The organism is Brevundimonas sp. FG128, assembly GCF_057809775.1.
On sequence record NZ_JBMDKP010000006.1, the window covers coordinates 1 to 17,929 of the forward strand.

The following is a 17,929-nucleotide window of genomic DNA, read 5'->3' on the forward strand; positions in this document are numbered from 1 at the left end:
GCAACCCCGGCAACGGCGGTCCGGGCGGCACCCCAGGCAACCCCGGCAACGGAGGACCGGGCGGCAATCCGGGCAATCCCGGCAATGGCGGACCCGGCGGGAATCCCGGAAACCCCGGCAACGGCGGTCCGGGCGGCACCCCAGGCAACCCCGGCAACGGGGGACCGGGCGGCAATCCCGGCAATCCTGGCAACGGTGGACCAGGTGGAAATCCCGGCAACCCCGGCAACGGCGATCCGGGCGGCACCCCAAGCAACCCCGGCAACGGCGGTCCGGGCGGCACCCCAGGCAACCCCGGCAACGGAGGACCGGGCGGGAATCCCGGCAATCCTGGCAACCCCGGTAACGGCGGACCGGGCGGAAATCCTGGCAACCCCGGCAACGGTGGACCAGGGGGCAACCCTGGCAATCCCGGCAACGGCGGACCGGGCGGTAATCCCGGGAATCCTGGCAATGGCGGACCGGGCGGCAATCCGGGCAACGGCAACGGTGGCGGCAACCCGGGGAACGGCGGGCCTGGAGGCGATCCAGGCGAAGGCAACGGCGGGGGCGACCCCGGAACCGGCAATGGAGGGGGCGACTCTGGCGGCGGCCCAGGCAATGGCGCGCCCGGTGGCAATCCGGGCAACGGTAACGGAGCGGGCAATCCTGGCAACGGCAACGGTGGCGGCAACCCGGGGAACGGCGGGCCTGGAGGTAATCCAGGCGAAGGCGACGGCGGGGGCAACCCCGGAACCGGCAACGGAGGGGGCGACTCTGGCGGTGGCCCGGGCAACGGCGCGCCCGGCGGCAATCCGGGGAACGGCAACGGTGGGCCCGGCGGGAATCCCGGAAACCCGGGTAACGGCGAACCGGGCGGCAATCCGGGCAACGGCAACGGTGGCGGCAACCCCGGCAGCGGCAATGGAGGCGGCAGCCCCGGCGAAGGCGGACCTGGAGGCAAGCCCGGCAACGGCGATCCCGGCGGTCCCGGAAACGGCAACGGCAACGGCAACGGCAACGGCGGGGGCTCCGGCAATGGCGGGCCAGGCGGCAAGCCTAAAGGCGGCCCACCGCCCCAGGCGATGTGACCATGAGAATGGCTGATCTGATGCGGTCCGCCCGGGCCCGCGCGGGTGTCTTGAGTTTGCTGATTCTCTGCGTCGTGGCGACGGGGGTGTCGGTCGGCGCCTTCCGCCCGATCGACGACGTCATCGCCGCAACCCGTTTCGCGATCTTGGACCGGCAAGGCGGACAGACGCTCACCGTCGTCGAAATCGATTCAAAGAGTCTCGCCGACGCCGGCGCCTGGCCTTGGGACCGGCGGCGATACGCCCAGGCGATCGACAACCTCTTCGAGGCGGGCGCGACGCTGGTCGCTGTCGATGTCGATTTCAGCGCGCCTTCGAACCCGAGCTCGGACGCGGCGCTCGCTGCGGCCGTCTCACGGCGCCCCGGGCAGGTGGCCCTCGCCACATTCGAGCAGATGGACTCCTATGGCGGGGGAGAGCGTCGGGTCTGGGGCAATCGCCCCATCGCGCCGCTGCTGAAGGATTCCCTGCTCGCCTCGGTCAATGTGCCGGTGGATGGCGACGGACGCGTGCGTCACTACGACTATGGCGGCCCGGACGACGGTCCGCCCTCGGTGGCCGCGCTGATGGCCGGCGCGCCCGCACGCGAAGGAGCGTTCACCGTGGATTTCGGGATCGACCAGGCGTCGATTCCCCATGTCAGTTTCGAGGACATCTACCAAGGACGGTTCGATCCGTCGCTGGTGCGCGGCCGGACGGTGATGATCGGCGCGACCGCCCTGGAGCTGGGCGATGAGTTTGCAACGCCCGTGGGTCTGCTGCCGGGTGTGATCATCCACGCGCTCGCCTATGAGAGCCTGGCCGGCGGGCGTGCTCTGATGAGCCTCAGCCCTTTCGCGCTTCTGTTCCTGTGCGGTCTGCTGGTGCTGACGCTTCAGCCCGTGCGTGTTGGCGGGTCCGCGCTACGCGGGTTGGTCCTTCGCCATTTGGCCGCGCTGGCTCTCATCGTCGTGACGCCCACGCTCTTGCAGTGGCGACTGCCGGTCAGCATCGACATCGCCGCTCTCCTCGGAACCCAGGTCCTGATGGTGATCTGGGCGACGCGGGTCGAACTCAGTCGTCAGGCCAGGGCCATCGTCGATGCGCGTGAGGCGGGCTTGATACATCTGGCGATGCACCAGCCGGAGACCGGCCTTCCCAACCGACGCGCGCTGCTTTCCGACATTGAGCGAAAGGTCGCGGCGTCGGACGTCGGCGTGGCCGTCTTCGCGATCGGGGTGGATCGCCACGCCGAGATGCGGGGCGTCGCCGGCTACGACATCGCCAACAAGCTCATGGTTCAGTTGGCGGAGCGAACGGCCGCGCTCGCGGACGTGGGGCTGGTCGCCCAGCTATCGTCTTCCGTCCTGGCCTTTTCACGCGCGGACCTCTCCGCCGACGAGCAGCGTAGGCTCGCCCAAACCCTTCGGGCGCTGGAGACGACCTTCACCGTCGAGGGTCAGCCGCTCGATCTCTTCGTGCGGATCGGCAGCGCGTCCCAGGACACCGCGTCGGCGAGCGGCGACGCCCTGATCGAGCGGGCCACGACGGCCCTGAACCACGCCGGCCAATCGGAAGACCGCACCGTCGTCTATGACGAGGCGACCTTCGTCGATCCGGACAACAATCTGGCCTTGATGTCCGAGCTTCGAGACGCCCTGGGCGCCGGCGACGTCAGCCTGCACTACCAGCCCAAGCGCAAGACCTCGGACGGCCGGATTGCGTCGGTCGAGGCGCTGTGCCGCTGGCATCACCCCGCTCGCGGCCGGATCGGACCGGACCTGTTCATCCCCATCGCCGAGCAGACCGGGCAAATCCGGGCGCTCACCGAATGGAGCATCGCAAAGGCGATCGAGGACCATCGAGACCTGCGTGAACACGGGCTCGAGATTGCGATCGCTCTGAACGTGTCAGGACGGCTTCTCGTAGACGACGCTTTCCGCAAACAGGCTCTGGATCTCATCGACGGCAGCGGGGCCGACCTCATCTTCGAAATCACCGAGACCGCCGTCATCGAAAACCCCAGGATCGCCGCCGAGGCGATCGCGGTCTACCAGGCCGCAGGCGTTCGTATCTCGATCGACGACTACGGGTCCGGCCTGTCGTCGCTCGGTTATCTGAAGATGCTCAACGCCGACGAGCTCAAGATCGACCGCTCCCTGGTGCTCGACGTTGTCGAAAGTCAGCGCGATCGACTGATCCTCAAATCGACGGTCGATCTGGCGCATGGTCTGGGCATGACGGTCGTCGCCGAGGGCGTGGAGACCGCCGAGATGTTCGCCGCGCTGGCGTCGCTCGGCTGCGACACGATCCAGGGCTATTGGGTTTCCCGGCCGCTGCCCTGCGGAGAGCTGCAGCTATTTCTTATGCGTACGCCTCAAGGAGAGGCCACCTCCCCTACAGGGTGATCATTTTCGCAAGTATTCATCCACCTTGCTAGCGCCAGATATCTCATCTTTAACTGTATAAACTGACTAACCCTATCTGACCTGAAGGGGAATCCAATGGCCCGCCCTGCGGTGTGATTCCTAGTCTCGGAAATTCCCGATGATCATCGCCGTTGCTCGACGCCAAGTGCCAGCACCATTGCAGCACCAAATGAGACGCCTTAGCTAGGCACCCAACTTGGATGTTTGAGCCCGCCTGCCCCTAGCTTGAGGCACTGACCCTCTAGATTTACGATCGCTTCATACCGTGAGGCCAGTTGTATGAAGCGTTGGAGATACTCCGTGCCGGGAGCCGCGCCATTTCAGATCGCCCTGTCGGTTGTAGCTAATTGATTGTCCCTTTCGCAGGAAAGCGCGAACGCGTGGAAACCGATCCATACGCACAATGCTGCAAGGGTCAGGGACCTAGACAGACGTTCACTGGATTGGTCGCGAGAAAACGTGAGATATAAATTCGCAGTCCAGTTTATCCGAGGATAGCTCGACCGATATCCGTCCCCACCCAAATCCCCAGCTCTGCGGGTATCCATGCGGCACCTTGGAGCCGGTATGGTGCGCTCAGTGAGTTTCGTGGTGATTTCATTCCACGACCTTATCAGAGACAGCGATGTCCGCTGTGGACCGCGTCGCGACTTCGGCGTTCACGCGAGGGAACGGATATTCAAGCTGCCCAATCGACAAAGGCTGAATAGTTCTCAGGATCATCGCGGCGGCGCACCGTCTCCCTGCCGAACGGTTTGATCGCATCGGCTGCGATTGGCACCTGGGGACGTTTACGGACAATTGTCATGTCGCGGCTACGCTTCGGGCGTCGCCCTCAGAACGAGATGGTTCGTGCAGATACAAGCGCATAATTCTGCTGCCGTCGCAGCCTGTTCGGCCTCTGGATACGCAGGCATCAGCGCGCAGCTTGAGTCCGCGCGCGCCCTGATCGAAAGCCGGTTTTCCGACGCGGGCGGACGGCTGGCGGGGTCGCTCGACATGGTGGGACGCCTGATCGAGTCGCTGGACCGGCTGGGCGTGACGCTGAACGTCACGACGGTGGCGCAGACCACGCAGGAACTGCTGTCGACCGCCGATGGGCTGAACGCCCTGCCCGACGCCCAGCAAGGTCGCGTCGGCTATCTGGCCAAGCTGGGCGCCGCCAGCGGGGCGCTGGAATCCCACATCGACGAGATGCGCACCACGCTGCGCTATCTGCGGGCGTTTGCGCTAAACGTGAAGATCACCGCCGGCGCCACGATCCGGGCGTCGGACGAGTTTTCGGGCTTCGCCGAGCGCATGTGCGACCAGTTGGATCTGGGCGTGTCGCAACTCGACGATCTGGGCGAGGAAATCCGCAGCCTGGGCTCGCGTCTGGAGGCCGCCAAGGTGTTCGAACTGGGCCTGAACGGCAAGTATAAGGCGCTGATCCCGGCGGTTCCGAACAAGCTGGCGATCGACGCCGAGGCCATCCAGTCCCATCACACCCGCATCGCCCAGGTCGCCGGATCGGTGGCCGCGATCGCGCGCGACATTCAGATGAAGGTCGGCAAGGCCCTGATGGCCCTGCAGATCGGGGACATCACCCGCCAGCGGATCGAACACGTCCAGCTGGGCCTGGAAGTCACGGCGCGCGTGCAACGCGAAGCCGACCTGTCGCAGGAAGCCCGCGACCGCGTCGAACGCCGCCTGTTGCATCTGGTCGCCGACCAGATGGCGGACATCGCCACCGATTTCGAGACGGAGGCCGCCAAGGTCATGAGCGGCCTGGCCGGCATGGCGCAGGACACGGCCCAGATTCTGGTCGTGCACGACCTGTTCGATTCTCGCGGTCAGGGCGGATTGCGCGCGCTGGAGAACAGCTTGGGCGAGGCCGGTCTGCTGGTCGAGGACGTGACGGCGGCGATGACCAACGCCCACCGGATCAGCAGCGAAACCGTCTCGGCGGTCGACGCCCTGACCGGCCGCGTCGACGCCATCCACCGCGTCAAGCGCGACATCCAGCAGATGGCGATCAACTCGAGCCTGCGATGCAACCGCCTGGGCGAGATCGGCAAGCCGCTGAGCGTCATCGCCGTGGAGCTGAGCAGCCATGCGGGTCAGTTGGAAGAAGCCGCCGACCAGACGCTGGGATCGCTCAGGGCCCTGGCGGATCTGGCCGGGGACATGGATCTGGACACCCACGGCGACGACCGCGTCGACGCCGCCCGTCTGGACGCCGTCCGCAGCCGCCTGCGCCAGGCCGCAGACGTGGTGGAGCATGATCTCGCCGGGCTGGGCAGCCACAGCGAGGCGACCGCCCAGTCGCTGTCGTCGGCCGTGGGCCAGTTGAGCCTGAAGGAAGACCTGGGCGACGCCCTGCACACCGCCGCCATCGCCCTTGCCGAGGCTGCGGGACCGGTGGAAGAGGACCTGACCGAGATCGTCGAGGTGCTGGACGCCGCCATGGCCGAGATCGCCGTCTGCTACACCATGGCCCGCGAACGCACGATCCACGCCGCCCATGCCGTTGCGGCCGCGACCGAGGACGCCACGACGCCGGCGTCGGAGCCGGTCGCCGCCGAAGCCGGCGAAGAGTTCGACGACATCCTGTTCTGAGCGCCGGATCGAACGCCGGCCAGACTTAAATCTGGCGGCCGTCTTCGGTCAGCGCGACCGGTCCACGACCATGATTTCGCGCGCGACATGCTCCAGCGCCATGACCTTCTGAGCGGCCCCGCGGGCGATGGCCTCCTTGGGCATGCCAAAGACGACCGAGGTGGCTTCGTCCTGGGCCACCGTGATCGCCCCCGCTTCCTTCATCTCCAGCAGGCCGCGCGCGCCATCGTCGCCCATGCCGGTCAGGATGACGCCCATGGCGTTGCGGCCGGCCGCGCGGGCGGCCGAGCGGAACAGGACGTCCACGGACGGGCGGTGGCGCGAGACGGGCGGACCGTCCTTGATCGCCACTTGATAGCGGGCGCCGTGGCGTTCCAGCAGCATATGTTTGTCGCCGGGTGCGATCAGGACGTGGCCGCGCAGGACGGGATCGCCGTGCTGGGCCTCCTTGACCTCGACCTCGCACAGGCTGTTCAGCCGTTTGGCGAAGGCGGCGGTGAAGCCGGCGGGCATGTGCTGGACGATGACGACGCCCGGAGCATTGGCGGGCAGGGCCTGAAGGACTTCGCGCAGGGCCTCGGTGCCGCCGGTCGAGGCGCCCAGGCAGGCGACCATTTCGGTCGTGCGCGCCATGGCCGCGCCGGACGGCGGAGGCAGCATGGCGTCGGCGGTCAGTTTCGTGCCGGGGTCCAGCGCGCGCTTCTGCGGACGGCGGTCGCCCAGGCGAGCGCGGGCGGCGGCCTTGACCACGTCGCGGATGCGCTCGGCGCTCTCGGCCAGGTGATCGGCGGCGCCGATGCGCGGCTTCAGGATGATGTCGACCGCGCCGGCCTCCAGCGCCTGCATCAGGGTCTCGGACCCGGCCTCGGTCAGGGACGAGCACATGACCACCGGGATCGGCCGCTGGGACATCAGTTTGCGCAGGAAGGTGATACCGTCCATGCGCGGCATCTCGACGTCCAGGGTGATGACGTCGGGCACGTCCTCGGCGATGCGGCGCGCAGCGACGAAGGGATCAGAGGCGACGCCCATGACCTCGATGCCGGGATCGGCCGAAAGGATGTCGACCAGGGTCTGGCGGACACTGGCCGAGTCGTCGATGACCAGGACGCGGACCTTGGGCATGGGGATCAGGTCTTTCTGAAGACGGTGTTGGCCACGGTGATCAAGGGCAGATCGATGCCGGTGATGCTTTCCGAATGGCCGATGAACAGATAGCCGCCGCGCTTCAGCCGGTCGCACAACCGCGTCAGCACCTTGGCCTGGGTCTGTTTGTCGAAATAGATCATGACGTTGCGGCACATGATCATGTCGAACGGATCGCCGACCGAATAGCTGTCGTCCATCAGATTGACCCGCCCGAGAGCCAGTTTGGCCCGCAGCGAGGGATGGATGCGGCCTTCGCGCCGGGCGCCGTCGCGCGCGCTCATGACCCAGCGCCGCATGTCGGCGGGCACCGGGCCCAGCATCTCGTTGGGATATACGCCGCGCAGGGCGGTCTGGAGGACGTCGGTCGAAAGGTCGGTGCCGAGGATCTGATAGTCCGGGCCGCCCTGGTCGTCGGCGAACTGCTGCATGACCATGGCCATGGTGTAGGGTTCGGCGCCGGTCGAACAGGCGGCGCTCCAGGCGCGAATCCGGCGCAGGCCCGCAGACTTGAACTCAGGCAGCACGTGGCTGGTCATATAGTCGAAGTGGCGCGGCTCGCGGAAGAAGTCGGTCTTGTTGGTCGTGACCGCGTCGATCAGATAGACGGACTCGGCTTCAAGCCCCTCGTCCTTGAACAGATAGTCGCAATAGGCGTCGAAGGTGGCGTGGCCGGTGCTGCGCAACCGGCGGCGCAGGCGCCCCTCCAGCATGGTGCGCTTCGACGAGGGCATCTTGATGCCGCTGTAGTCGTAGATGTAGCGCGCCAACCGCTCGAAGTTGCGGGCGCTGATCTGGTCAATGATCGGGGCGGACTGGTCCAGCGCCGCTTGGGACAAGGCGATTCTCTTTCGGGAAAAGGACCGGCGGCCGTCAGGCCGCGCGGTCGACGTCCGACATCGACGCCAGGGCGGCGGCGTCGGTGGTGGACAGCAGGCGCGCCAGGTCGATCAGGACGACGAAACCGTCCGCCCGACGCACCACGCCCGAGATATAGTCCGAGCGCCACTTCACCCCGATGTCGGGCGAGGGTTCGATCTGGTCGGCGTCGAAGACGGCGACCTCGAACACCCGGTCCGCCACGAGGCCCAGGCTGAGCACGCGATCCTCGAGCGGGATGTCCAGCACCAGGATGCGGGTGTTCAGCGTCGGCTCGACCGGGGCCATGCCCAGGCGGATCCGAAGATCCGCCGTGGGCACGCCGCGTCCGCGCACATCCGTCAGGCCCAGCAGATAGGCGGGACCGTTGGGGATGCGGGAGGGCGCCTGATAGGTCAGGATCTCCCGCACCAGACCGACCGGGGCGGCGAAGACTTCATCGCCCAGGCCGAAGGTGACGTACTGGCCGGATTCGGCGCCGGACATCAGGCGCTCTCCCGGAAGTCCATGTCCTCGGCGTCCGCGCCGCCCATGGCCATGTCGAGGGCGAAGCCCTTGGCGCGAGCTTGCTGGGCGTGGACGCTCGGCTTCATGGGCGCGGCCTTGGGGGCCGGCCGTGCGGCAGGCTTGGCCGAAGACTTGAAGGTCGAGGGCCGAGCTGCGGCGCGCGCCGGGGCGCGGGCGCCGGCCGTGTCGGTGCGGAAGAAGGCGATCGAGGTCTGCAGTTCCTCGGCCTGGGCCGCCAGCTCTTCGGAGGTCGCCGACATCTGCTCGGACGCGCCGGCGTTCTGTTGGGTGACCTTGTCGAGTTGCTGGATGGCCTCGTTGATCTGCGAGGCGCCGATGTCCTGTTCGCGGCAGGCGGCGCTGATCTCGGAGACCAGTTCGGCGGTCTTGCGGATGTCCGGCACCAGGCGTTGCAGCATGTCGCCGGCCTCCTGGGCCGCCTTGACGGTGTCGCCCGACACGGAGCCGATCTCGGCGGCGGCCGTCTGGCTGCGTTCGGCCAGCTTGCGGACTTCCGAGGCGACGACGGCGAAGCCCTTGCCGTGTTCCCCGGCGCGGGCGGCCTCGACCGCAGCGTTCAGGGCCAACAGGTCGGTCTGGCGCGCGATTTCCTGCACGATGCCGATCTTCTCGGCGATGGTGCGCATGGCGTCCACCGCGCGGTTGACCGCCTCGCCGCTCGCTTCGGCGTCCTTGGACGACTGGCGAGAGATCTTCTCGGTCTGGGCGGCGTTGTCGGCGTTCTGCTTGATGTTGGCGGCCATCTCTTCCATCGAGGCCGAAGCCTGTTCGGCGGCGGCGGCCTGTTCGGTCGCGCCCTGGCTCATCTGTTCCGAGGTGGCGGACAGTTCCTGGCTGCCGGCCGAGACGTTGTCGGAGGCCGACAGGGCGTCGGTGACGACGCCGCGCAGGCGCTCCACCATGCTCTGCAGCGACAGGCCGAGCGTGTCCTTGTCCGACAGGGGCTTGGGCTGGACCGTCAGGTCGCCGTTGGCGATCTCGTCGGCCATGGAGGCGGTGGCCTTCAGGTTGTCGGTCATGGTGTTGAAGACGTTGACCAGATCCTTGATCTCGTCGTTCGACTTGATCTCGACCCGCTCGTCCAGGTCGCCGATGGCGACGGCGTTGGCGACCTTCATCATTCGGCTCAGCCCCGAGCTGATGCCCATGGCGATCCACAGGGCGAAGGCCACGGCGATGGCGAGGGCGGCCAAGGTGATGCCGATCACCAGATTGCGGGTCTCGGCATACTGGTTGCTGGTGTCTTGATCGGCCTGGACCATCGCAGCCTGGTTGCGCACGACGATCTTGTCGAAGAGCTCGGTCATCTCATTGGCGACTTCACGTCCCTCGCCGCTGGACAGGGCGACGGCCTGGGCGTTCTGTCCCGAGCGAACCAGCTCGGCCATGCGGCTCTCCAAGGCCGTCATGCGCGCCAACAAGGTATTGAGACGCTGCCAGTCGCCCTTGCCGGCCGGCGAAGCCTTCTCTTCGCCCGTCGCCAACAGCTCGGCCATCCCTTCGCGCGCCTGCTCGCCGGTCGCAATGTGGCGGCTCATCTCTTCAGGCGTCGTGGACAAGATCAGGTTCTTCTCGGCGCGTACCGATTCCAGAAGGCGAATGTTCGCCTGCTGCGAGTTCTCCAGTCGCTTGGCCGGGCCGGCGATCACGTCGGTGATCGCCTGGTTGAGGTTGCCCAGGCTATAGACGCCCAGACCTGCGACGCCGATGAGCAGGATGATCATCATCCCGAAGCCGGCGGCCAGTTTAGCTTTGATGGTAAAACGCATGGGCAGATCCCCCGATAAGCCGGTCAATGACGGGTGTTGGACGCGACCGGCTGGCGGGCGTCCTGTTGCTGGTTGAAGATGGCCTGAAGGTCGGGGACGACGATGAATTCGCCTTCCCGTTTCACCAGGCATTGGATGAACTCTGGTCGCCAGCGCATGCCGACGCTGGGCGGCGCCTCTGAATCGGCGCGGGCCAGGGTGGTGACTTCGTGAACCTTGTCGGTGCGCAGCCCGACCAGGGTCGGTTCGCCGCCGAGCGCGATCTCGATGACCACGATGCGGCTGTCGATCGTGGCGGTGCGTGCTTCCAGGCCGAAGGCGGTGCGCAGGTCGGCCAAGGGAATGACCTTGCCCCGGAAGTTGATGACGCTGCCGGCGAAGGCGCCGGCGCCGGGCACGGCGGTCTCGGCGACCAGGTCGGTGATTTCCTGCACCAGGACGGCGCCGAGGGCGAACAGTTCGCCGTTCAGCTCGAAGGTCAGAACCTCCACATCGTCGGCGCCGACCCAGGTCGCGGCCGTGGACAGGGCTTTTTCGGTCGCGGCGGTCATACGGCGGCTCGCATCTGCGCCTCCTGCTGCTGGCCCAGCGCGACCAGATGGCTGACGTCCAGGATCAGGGCGACGCTGCCGTCGCCCAGGATGGTGGCGCCCGAGAACGTGGCCAGGCCGGCGTGCAGCTTGGACATCGACTTGATGACGGTCTGGTGGTCGCCGATGATCTGATCGACGACCAGGCCGATCCGCTCCTCGCCCGTCGAGACGACGACGACCTTCTGGTGCAGTTCGGGCTGGGTGCCGGTGTCGAACATCTCGCGCAGGCGCAGGAAGGGCACCAGGCTGTTGCGCAGGGAGATGAAGCTGCGGCCGCGCGAGCGCATGTCCTCGTCCAGCGACAGCTCCAGGCATTCCTCGACGGCGCCCAGCGGGATGACGTAGCGGCCCTGCCCCACGCGGACCAGAAGGCCGTCGATGATGGCCAGTGTCAGCGGGATGCGCAGCGACACTTCCGAGCCCTCGCCCGGACGGCTGGCGATGTCGATTGAGCCGCGCAGGCTTTCGATGGTGCGCTTGACCACGTCCATGCCGACGCCGCGGCCCGACAGGTTGGTCACCGCCGCCGCCGTCGAGAAGCCGGGGTGGAAGATCATCTGCAGCAGGTCATGATCGCTCAGGGCGGCGCCCGGCTCGATCAGCCCTTGCGTTTCGGCCTTGGCGCGGACGCGCTCGCGGTCGATGCCCCGGCCGTCGTCGCGGATGGTGATGACCACCTCGCCGCCCGACTGATGGGCCGAAAGGCGGATACGGCCGGTCGCGGGCTTGCCGGCGGCGGCGCGATCCTCAGCCGTCTCCAGACCGTGGTCGGCGGCGTTGCGGATCAGGTGGACCAGCGGATCGGCCAGGCGTTCGATGACCGTCTTGTCGATCTCGGTCGTCTCGCCGTCGGTCGACAGTTCGATGGCCTTGCCCGTCTCGCGCGCCAGGTCGTGGACCAGGCGACGGAAGCGGCCGAACAGGGTGGCCACAGGCACCATCCGCAGCACCATCATGGTGTCGCGCAGCTCGCCGGACAGGCGTTCGATTTCCTCGGACACGGCGCGCAGGGCGGTGTCGGTTCCCGAATGGGCGATCTGGCTGAGGCGCGACTGGGCGATGACCAGTTCGCCGACACGGTCCATCAGCTCGTCCAGACGATCAGCGGGCACCCGCACGCTCTCGGCCGTCTTGGCGGTCTTGGCGGCGGCCTCGACCGGGTCGTTGGCGACCACCGGAGAAGCCGGAACCGAAGGGGCGGCGACGACGGGCGTCGGCGCGGCGGCCTGTTCGACCACCGGCGCAGGCGCCTCGGCGACGGCCTCGACGGGCGCTGCGCCGTCCAGCGCCTCGATCGTCAGGTTCATGTCGTCGATGACGAAGATGAAGACGTCCTCGATCGCCGCCCGTCCCTGGTCGGTCGTCAGTGTGACGTCCCAGGCCAGATAGTGGTCGGTCGCGTCCATCTGGGCCAGCGGCGGGACGCGCGAGGCGTCGGCGACGATGCGCGCCTCGCCCAGGTCGCGCAGTTCGTTCAGCAGGGCCAGCGGATTGGCGCCGGTCTTGAAAGCGTTCGAAGGCAGATCGAAGCGGATCCGCCAGGTCGTTTGGCCCGGCGCGACGACGGCGGGGGCGGTTCCGTCCGCCTCGCGCACCGCCCGCTCCAGGTCGGCCAGCAGAACATCGCCCGCTGCGCCGTGATCGCCCGACGGATCTTCCATCAGACGACGCATGTGGTCGCGCGCCGCCAGCACCGCCGACACCAGGTCGGTCGTCGCCGCCACCTCGCCCTTGCGGACGCGATCGAAGGCGGTTTCGCAGTGATGGGTGAAGCCGGCCAGGGCGTCGAAGCCGAACATCGAGCCCGACCCCTTCAGGGTGTGCAGGCCGCGGAAGACGGCGTCGACCAGATCGCGATCCTCGGGCCTTTCCAGCAGGTCCAACAGGCCCTGTTCGATGATTTCCAGGTTTTCCCGTGCCTCGACCTGGAAGACGGCGATGGCTTCGTCACTCATCGGCCCAGCACCTTCTTGGCGATCCGCACTAGCTGGTCGGGGTCGAAGGGCTTGGTCAGCCATCCGGTGGCGCCCGCCGCCTTGGCCCGAGCCTTCATGCCTTCGTCGGATTCAGTGGTCAGGAAGACGATCGGCACGCCCATCTGATCGGGCATGCGGCGCATCTCCTCGATCATGGTCAGGCCGTCCATCACCGGCATGTTCAGGTCGGTGATGATCAGGTCGAAGGCGCTGGCCTTGGCCTTTTCGATGCCTTCCACGCCATTGCCGGCTTCGGCGACCGAATAGCCGGCGTTGGTCAGGGCGATCTTCAGCGCCACGCGAATGCTGGGAGAATCATCGACCGTGAGAATCGAAGCCGTCATTGGGCGGTTCCTTCGTGGAGCCAGAACTGGAGGTCGTCGGATGAGGCGTCGGTCAGGAAGCCGGCGGCGTCTAGAACAGGCCGAAAATCCGTACCCGGACGTTCCAGCAACAGCGACTTGCCAACGGCGCGCGCCTGGCGCCGTGCGGCCTCGATCAGCTGCAGGCCGCACAGGTCGACCGCCTGCTCGTCCACGAGGTCGAGGCTGATCGTGTCCGCCTCCTCGAACGCATCGAGGATGGATTGGCGGATGACGCCGACGTTCTTCACCACGAGGGCGGCGTCTATCAGCAGTCGCTTCGTCATCATCGGTCCACACCCCCATGGCGCAGGCCATGTCACTGAGCCACATGGTTGATGACAGCGGTTAAACTCGGCTCAAGGCCGGCCTAGGGGATTGTACCTAAGCTAGACCATAAGCAACGTCCGGCTGTCAGATTCACTTCGGCTTCATCTCCTCGCTTCTAAACTGTGAGGCTCAGCAGAATGGCTGAACGGGAGGCCTGGATTGATCGACCTCGGTGCAAACATGGATTCGCCTTGCGAGGGCGACCTTTTCCATGCCCAGATCGTGGATGCCTCGCCCGCCTACATCTGGTTGTTGAACCCGCTGGGGCGCATCGTTCACGTCAATCTCGCGGCCAAGCGTTTTCAGCCTGATCGTCCGATCCCTCACACCATGGCCTGGCGCGACGCCTGGCCGGCCGATTGCCGCTTTTCGATCGACCGCGGCGTCAAGGAAGCCCAGGCCGGCCGCCCCTTCGCCTTCCGCACCCGTTTCCCTGCGACGGACTCCGCCGGCGTCTATCTGGACACCACCATCAGCGCCGTGCGTGACGCCGGCGGGCGGATCGTGCGCTTCCTGGTCAAGGCGGAAGACGTCACCGCCGAAACGGAATCCGCCGCCTTCCTGAACACCGTCATCGACGTCCTGCCGCTGGCCCTGACCGTCAAGGACGCGCGGACCGGGCGCTACATCCTGGCCAATCGCGCCGCCGAGAAACTGTTCGGCAAGTTCGAGGGGCTGACGGGGTTGAGGGCCGCCGACGTCCTGCCCGCCGCCTTCGCCGAATGGGCGTCCGACGCCGCGCCCGGCATGGGGTCCCAATCAGCGGTCCACGAGGACCACGCCCCCAGCGGCGTACGCTACCTGTCCTCGACCAAGGTCGCCACCTATGACGACGAGGGCGTTCGCCACCTGATCGGCCTGACGCAAGACATCACGCAAAAGCAGCGCGACGCCGACGCCCTGCATCAGGCGCTGGAGCAGGCCGAACAGGCCGGCCAAGCCCGCAGCGCCTTCGTCAGCAACATCAGCCACGAGATCCGCACGCCCCTGAACGGGGTGATGGCGGGTGTGGACCTGCTGGCCGGACGCGCTGACGCGCCCGATCTGGCGGAGGTGACGGCCATGATCCGCGCCTCGGCCGACGCCCTTCAGGAGCGGTTCCAGCAGCTGCTGGCCATCTCGCGCCTTGACGGCGCCGAGGCGGCGCGACGGTTCGAGACCTTCGAGCTCGCCGGGCTGATCGAACGTATCGTCCATCCTCACCGCAGTTCGGCGCAGGCCAAGAGCCTGGCCCTGACGGTCGAAATCTCGCCGTCGTTGCCAGCCGCCTTCGTCGGTGATCCCGACGGCATCGAACGGGTTCTGGCGCCGCTGCTGCACAACGCCGTCAAATTCACCGATCAGGGCGAGATGCGCCTGGAGGTCGATCCGTCTACGGACGGTACGGTGCGTTTCGCCTGTATCGACACCGGCGTCGGCTTCGATCCGACGGCGAAGGACGCCCTGTTCACCGCCTTCCGCCAGCAGGACGACACCCTGACCCGCAAGTTCGGCGGCATGGGTCTGGGCCTCGCCCTGGCGCGCGAGAACGCACGCGCGCTGGGCGGCGCGGTCGATGCGGAAACGCGCAAGGGCGGCGGCTCGATCTTCTGGCTGGACGTCCCGCTGACGGCTGTGGCGGCGGCCGGTCCGGATGCGAGCACGGAGAGCCGGCTGAGAGTGCTGGTCGCCGACGATCATCCGACCAACCGGCGCATCGTCGAGATCATGCTGGAGGGCATGGCCGACGTGACCCTGACCGAAGACGGCGTGGAGGCTGTTGAAGCGGCCAGGCGCGAAGCGTTCGACGTCATCCTGATGGATATCCAGATGCCCCGGATGGACGGGATCACCGCCGTTTCGCACATTCGTCAGGCGGAGCGCGCCGCCGGGCGACCGCCGGCGCCGGTCATCATGCTGACGGCCAACACCCAGCCGGAACACATCACCGCCGCCCGGCTGGCCGGCGCCGATCGGCATGTGGGCAAGCCGTTTACCTCGGCCCTGCTGCTCAGCGAGATCCAGGCCGCGCTTGCTCCGAAACCCGCCGCCGCCTTCGGCTGATCTGAAGCGGCGCGCCGACGGGTCGCGCAGGTCGGGCGCCGGTCTGGGCGTCTCCCATTCGCCACACCATCCGTCGATCACGACGGAGATGCGACATTAGCTTGACCATCCGTGATGTTATCTCATAACAGAACGCGTTCTTTTGTCGAAGGTCCCCGCATGCGCCCCTCCCCCATCTCGCGATCGCTTCTTCTCGCCGCCGTCGGTTCGTCCGTTCTGGCCGGCGCCGCCGCCGCCCAATCGACCGACACCCCCGTCACCGTGGACGACGTGATCGTGACCGGCGCCCCCTATGGCATCAGCCAGCGCGCCTCGGTCATCGCCACCGACGTTCTGGACGAACAGACCCTGGCCACCGCGCCGGCCTCGTCGCTGGGCGATCTGCTGAACGGCCGACCGGGCGTTCGGTCCACCGACTTCGCCCCCGGCGCCAGCCGCCCCGTCATTCGCGGCCTCAGCGGTCCGCGCGTGCAGGTGCTGACCAACGGCATCGGCCTGATCGACGCCAGCTCGGTCTCGCCCGACCACGCCGTCGCCACCGACCCCGCCGAGGCCAACCGCATCGAGATCATTCGCGGCCCGGCGACCCTGGTTTATGGCGGATCGGCCATCGGCGGCGTGGTCAATGTGCTGGACGACCGCATCCCGACGGAAATCCCCGAAGGCGGAATCTCCGGCGTGGTGTCGACCCAGGCCTCCAGCGTCGATGACGGTCGCGGCGGCTTCGTCCGCGTCACCGTGGGCGGCGGTCACTTCGCCTTCAACGTCGATGGCGTGAAGCGCAAGACCGACGACTATGACATTCCGGCCCCCGCCGTCTCCCAGCGCCTGGCCGACGCCGAAGGCGTCGAACGCGTGGACACCGGCAGCCAGCCCAACAGCTATACCGACCTTGAGGCGTGGGGCGTCGGCGGCGCCTATATCGGCGACAAGGGCTTCGCCGGCGTCTCCTACAAGAACACCGACAGCGAATACGGCACGGTCGCCGAGGAATCCGTCTTCATCAAGCTGAACCAGGAACGCTGGGACGCGCGCGGCGAATACCGTTTCGACGACGGCCCGTTCTCGGCCATTCGCGGCTCCTACGGCCATGCCGAATACACCCACACCGAATTCGAGGATGTCGGCGAGCCCGGCACCATCTTCAACTCGGACGGCTGGGAAGGCCGCGCCGACCTGGTCCAGCGTGAGCGCAACGGCTGGAACGGTGCCATCGGCGTCCAGACCCTGTCGCGCAACTTCGAGGCCATCGGAGAGGAAGCCTTCGTCCCGACCGTCGATATCGACGAGGTCGGCGTCTATACGGTGCAGCGCCTGGACCGCGGGAACCACGGCTTCGAGGGCGGCTTGCGCTATGACCGTCGCGAGCTGAGCGCCACCCCGATCGGCGGCGACAGCGAACTGAACCGTGAGTTCAACAACCTGTCCGCCTCGATCGCCGCCTTCATCCGCCCCGCCCCGGGGCTGTTCTTGGGGCTCAGCCTGGCGCACAATGAACGCGCGCCCAGCGAGGTCGAACTTTACGCCGACGGCGTCCACATCGCCACCGCCGCCTATGAGACCGGCGACCTGACGCTGGACACCGAAAAGGTCAACACGCTGGAGGCCACCGCCCACTACGACCGCGGTCGCTTCACCGGCGATCTGCACGTCTATCACTCCTGGTACGACGGCTTCATCGACGAGCGCGCGACAGGCGAGACCTTCCTGTTCGAGGAAGAGAACGAAGAGTTTCCCGTCTATCAGTTCACCCAGACCGACGCGAAATTCTATGGCTTCGAGCTGGAGGGCGCCTACGCCCTGTGGCAGGAGGGTGATCGCAAGCTGTCGCTTGAAGGGTCGGCCGACTACGTCCACGCCCAGACCGACTTTGGCCCGGCCGCGCGGATCCCGCCCTATTCCGTCACCGGCCGCCTGGCCTGGACCTCGACCAAGTTCGACGTCAGCGGCGAGGTTCGCCACGTTGGCGAACAGGACCGCGTCGCCAACGAATTCGAGCTGCCCACCGACGACTACACCCTGGTCAACGCCTCGGTGGCGGTGCGCCCGTTCGCCCAGCGCAACGTGACCCTGTTCGCCGAGGCGCGGAACCTGACCAACGAGGAAGCCCGCGAACACGCCTCCTTCCTCAAGGACATCGCCCCCCTGCCGGGCCGCAACCTGCGTGTGGGCGTCGCCTACCGCTTCTGATCCAAAAAGCATCGAGTTGATCGAAGGGGGGGCGGGG

The 17,929-nt window shown here is 67.1% G+C and carries 12 protein-coding genes and 1 pseudogene; 5 read left to right on the forward strand and 8 right to left on the reverse strand.

The annotated features are described in order from the left end of the window. From ACODSC_RS14895 to ACODSC_RS14905, 3 genes and pseudogenes are all read left to right on the forward strand, one after another. Window positions 1-1,086: pseudogene (locus ACODSC_RS14895) on the forward strand (hypothetical protein); the annotation flags it as partial. Next, window positions 1,079-3,457: an EAL domain-containing protein gene (locus ACODSC_RS14900; protein WP_488814795.1), complete on the forward strand. Its 2,379-nt coding sequence runs from the start codon at window positions 1,079-1,081 to the stop codon at window positions 3,455-3,457. The pseudogene ACODSC_RS14895 and the gene ACODSC_RS14900, both read left to right, overlap by 8 nt. 873 nt (window positions 3,458-4,330) lie before the next feature. After that, window positions 4,331-6,076 (forward strand): hypothetical protein, encoded by a 1,746-nt coding sequence (locus ACODSC_RS14905; RefSeq protein ID WP_488814796.1) that lies wholly within the window; start codon window positions 4,331-4,333, stop codon window positions 6,074-6,076. Window positions 6,077-6,124: 48 nt separating this feature from the next. On the opposite strand, the gene ACODSC_RS14910 is transcribed toward ACODSC_RS14905, so the two are convergent. From ACODSC_RS14910 to ACODSC_RS14945, 8 genes are read right to left on the reverse strand one after another with little or no spacing between them, the layout of a single operon-like run. Further along, entirely contained in the window at window positions 6,125-7,201 is a 1,077-nt protein-coding gene (locus tag ACODSC_RS14910; RefSeq protein WP_488814797.1) for a protein-glutamate methylesterase/protein-glutamine glutaminase, read from the reverse strand. Between the two features lie 5 nt (window positions 7,202-7,206). Beyond that, a complete protein-coding gene (locus ACODSC_RS14915; protein WP_488814799.1) occupies window positions 7,207-8,061 on the reverse strand; it encodes a CheR family methyltransferase in 855 nt (284 codons plus the stop codon). Window positions 8,062-8,095: 34 nt separating this feature from the next. After that, window positions 8,096-8,587 carry a chemotaxis protein CheW gene (locus ACODSC_RS14920; protein WP_488814800.1) on the reverse strand — a complete coding sequence of 164 codons (492 nt, stop codon included), beginning with the start codon at window positions 8,585-8,587 and terminating at the stop codon, window positions 8,096-8,098. Then, entirely contained in the window at window positions 8,587-10,398 is a 1,812-nt protein-coding gene (locus ACODSC_RS14925) for a methyl-accepting chemotaxis protein (protein WP_488814802.1), read from the reverse strand. Before ACODSC_RS14925 ends, ACODSC_RS14920 begins: the two co-directional genes overlap by 1 nt. 23 nt (window positions 10,399-10,421) lie before the next feature. Beyond that, complete coding sequence (locus ACODSC_RS14930) at window positions 10,422-10,949, reverse strand: chemotaxis protein CheW (RefSeq protein ID WP_488814804.1); 528 nt, start codon at window positions 10,947-10,949, stop codon at window positions 10,422-10,424. Next, entirely contained in the window at window positions 10,946-12,946 is a 2,001-nt protein-coding gene (locus ACODSC_RS14935; protein ID WP_488814806.1) for a chemotaxis protein CheA, read from the reverse strand. Before ACODSC_RS14935 ends, ACODSC_RS14930 begins: the two co-directional genes overlap by 4 nt. Further along, window positions 12,943-13,311 carry a response regulator gene (locus ACODSC_RS14940; protein ID WP_346497421.1) on the reverse strand — a complete coding sequence of 123 codons (369 nt, stop codon included), beginning with the start codon at window positions 13,309-13,311 and terminating at the stop codon, window positions 12,943-12,945. Before ACODSC_RS14940 ends, ACODSC_RS14935 begins: the two co-directional genes overlap by 4 nt. Then, on the reverse strand, window positions 13,308-13,616 hold the full coding sequence (locus ACODSC_RS14945) for an STAS domain-containing protein (protein WP_488814808.1): 309 nt from the start codon (window positions 13,614-13,616) through the stop codon (window positions 13,308-13,310). The genes ACODSC_RS14940 and ACODSC_RS14945 overlap by 4 nt, the downstream gene beginning before the upstream one ends. 202 nt (window positions 13,617-13,818) lie before the next feature. On the opposite strand from ACODSC_RS14945, the gene ACODSC_RS14950 reads away from it, so the two are divergent. Further along, window positions 13,819-15,702, forward strand: a complete 1,884-nt coding sequence (locus tag ACODSC_RS14950; RefSeq protein ID WP_488814810.1) for a PAS domain-containing hybrid sensor histidine kinase/response regulator — start codon at window positions 13,819-13,821, stop codon at window positions 15,700-15,702. A gap of 159 nt (window positions 15,703-15,861) precedes the next feature. Next, complete coding sequence (locus tag ACODSC_RS14955; RefSeq protein WP_488814812.1) at window positions 15,862-17,892, forward strand: TonB-dependent receptor; 2,031 nt, start codon at window positions 15,862-15,864, stop codon at window positions 17,890-17,892. The last annotated feature ends 37 nt before the right edge of the window (window positions 17,893-17,929 follow it).

Coding starts and splice junctions, on each gene's coding strand:
- ACODSC_RS14935 (WP_488814806.1), bottom strand. CDS start 12,946: ATGAGTGACGAAGCCATCGCCGTCTTCCAGGTCGAGGCACGGGAAAAC.
- ACODSC_RS14925 (WP_488814802.1), bottom strand. CDS start 10,398: ATGCGTTTTACCATCAAAGCTAAACTGGCCGCCGGCTTCGGGATGATG.
- ACODSC_RS14955 (WP_488814812.1), top strand. CDS start 15,862: ATGCGCCCCTCCCCCATCTCGCGATCGCTTCTTCTCGCCGCCGTCGGT.
- ACODSC_RS14910 (WP_488814797.1), bottom strand. CDS start 7,201: ATGCCCAAGGTCCGCGTCCTGGTCATCGACGACTCGGCCAGTGTCCGC.
- ACODSC_RS14920 (WP_488814800.1), bottom strand. CDS start 8,587: ATGTCCGGCGCCGAATCCGGCCAGTACGTCACCTTCGGCCTGGGCGAT.
- ACODSC_RS14900 (WP_488814795.1), top strand. CDS start 1,079: ATGGCTGATCTGATGCGGTCCGCCCGGGCCCGCGCGGGTGTCTTGAGT.
- ACODSC_RS14945 (WP_488814808.1), bottom strand. CDS start 13,616: ATGACGAAGCGACTGCTGATAGACGCCGCCCTCGTGGTGAAGAACGTC.
- ACODSC_RS14930 (WP_488814804.1), bottom strand. CDS start 10,949: ATGACCGCCGCGACCGAAAAAGCCCTGTCCACGGCCGCGACCTGGGTC.
- ACODSC_RS14940 (WP_346497421.1), bottom strand. CDS start 13,311: ATGACGGCTTCGATTCTCACGGTCGATGATTCTCCCAGCATTCGCGTG.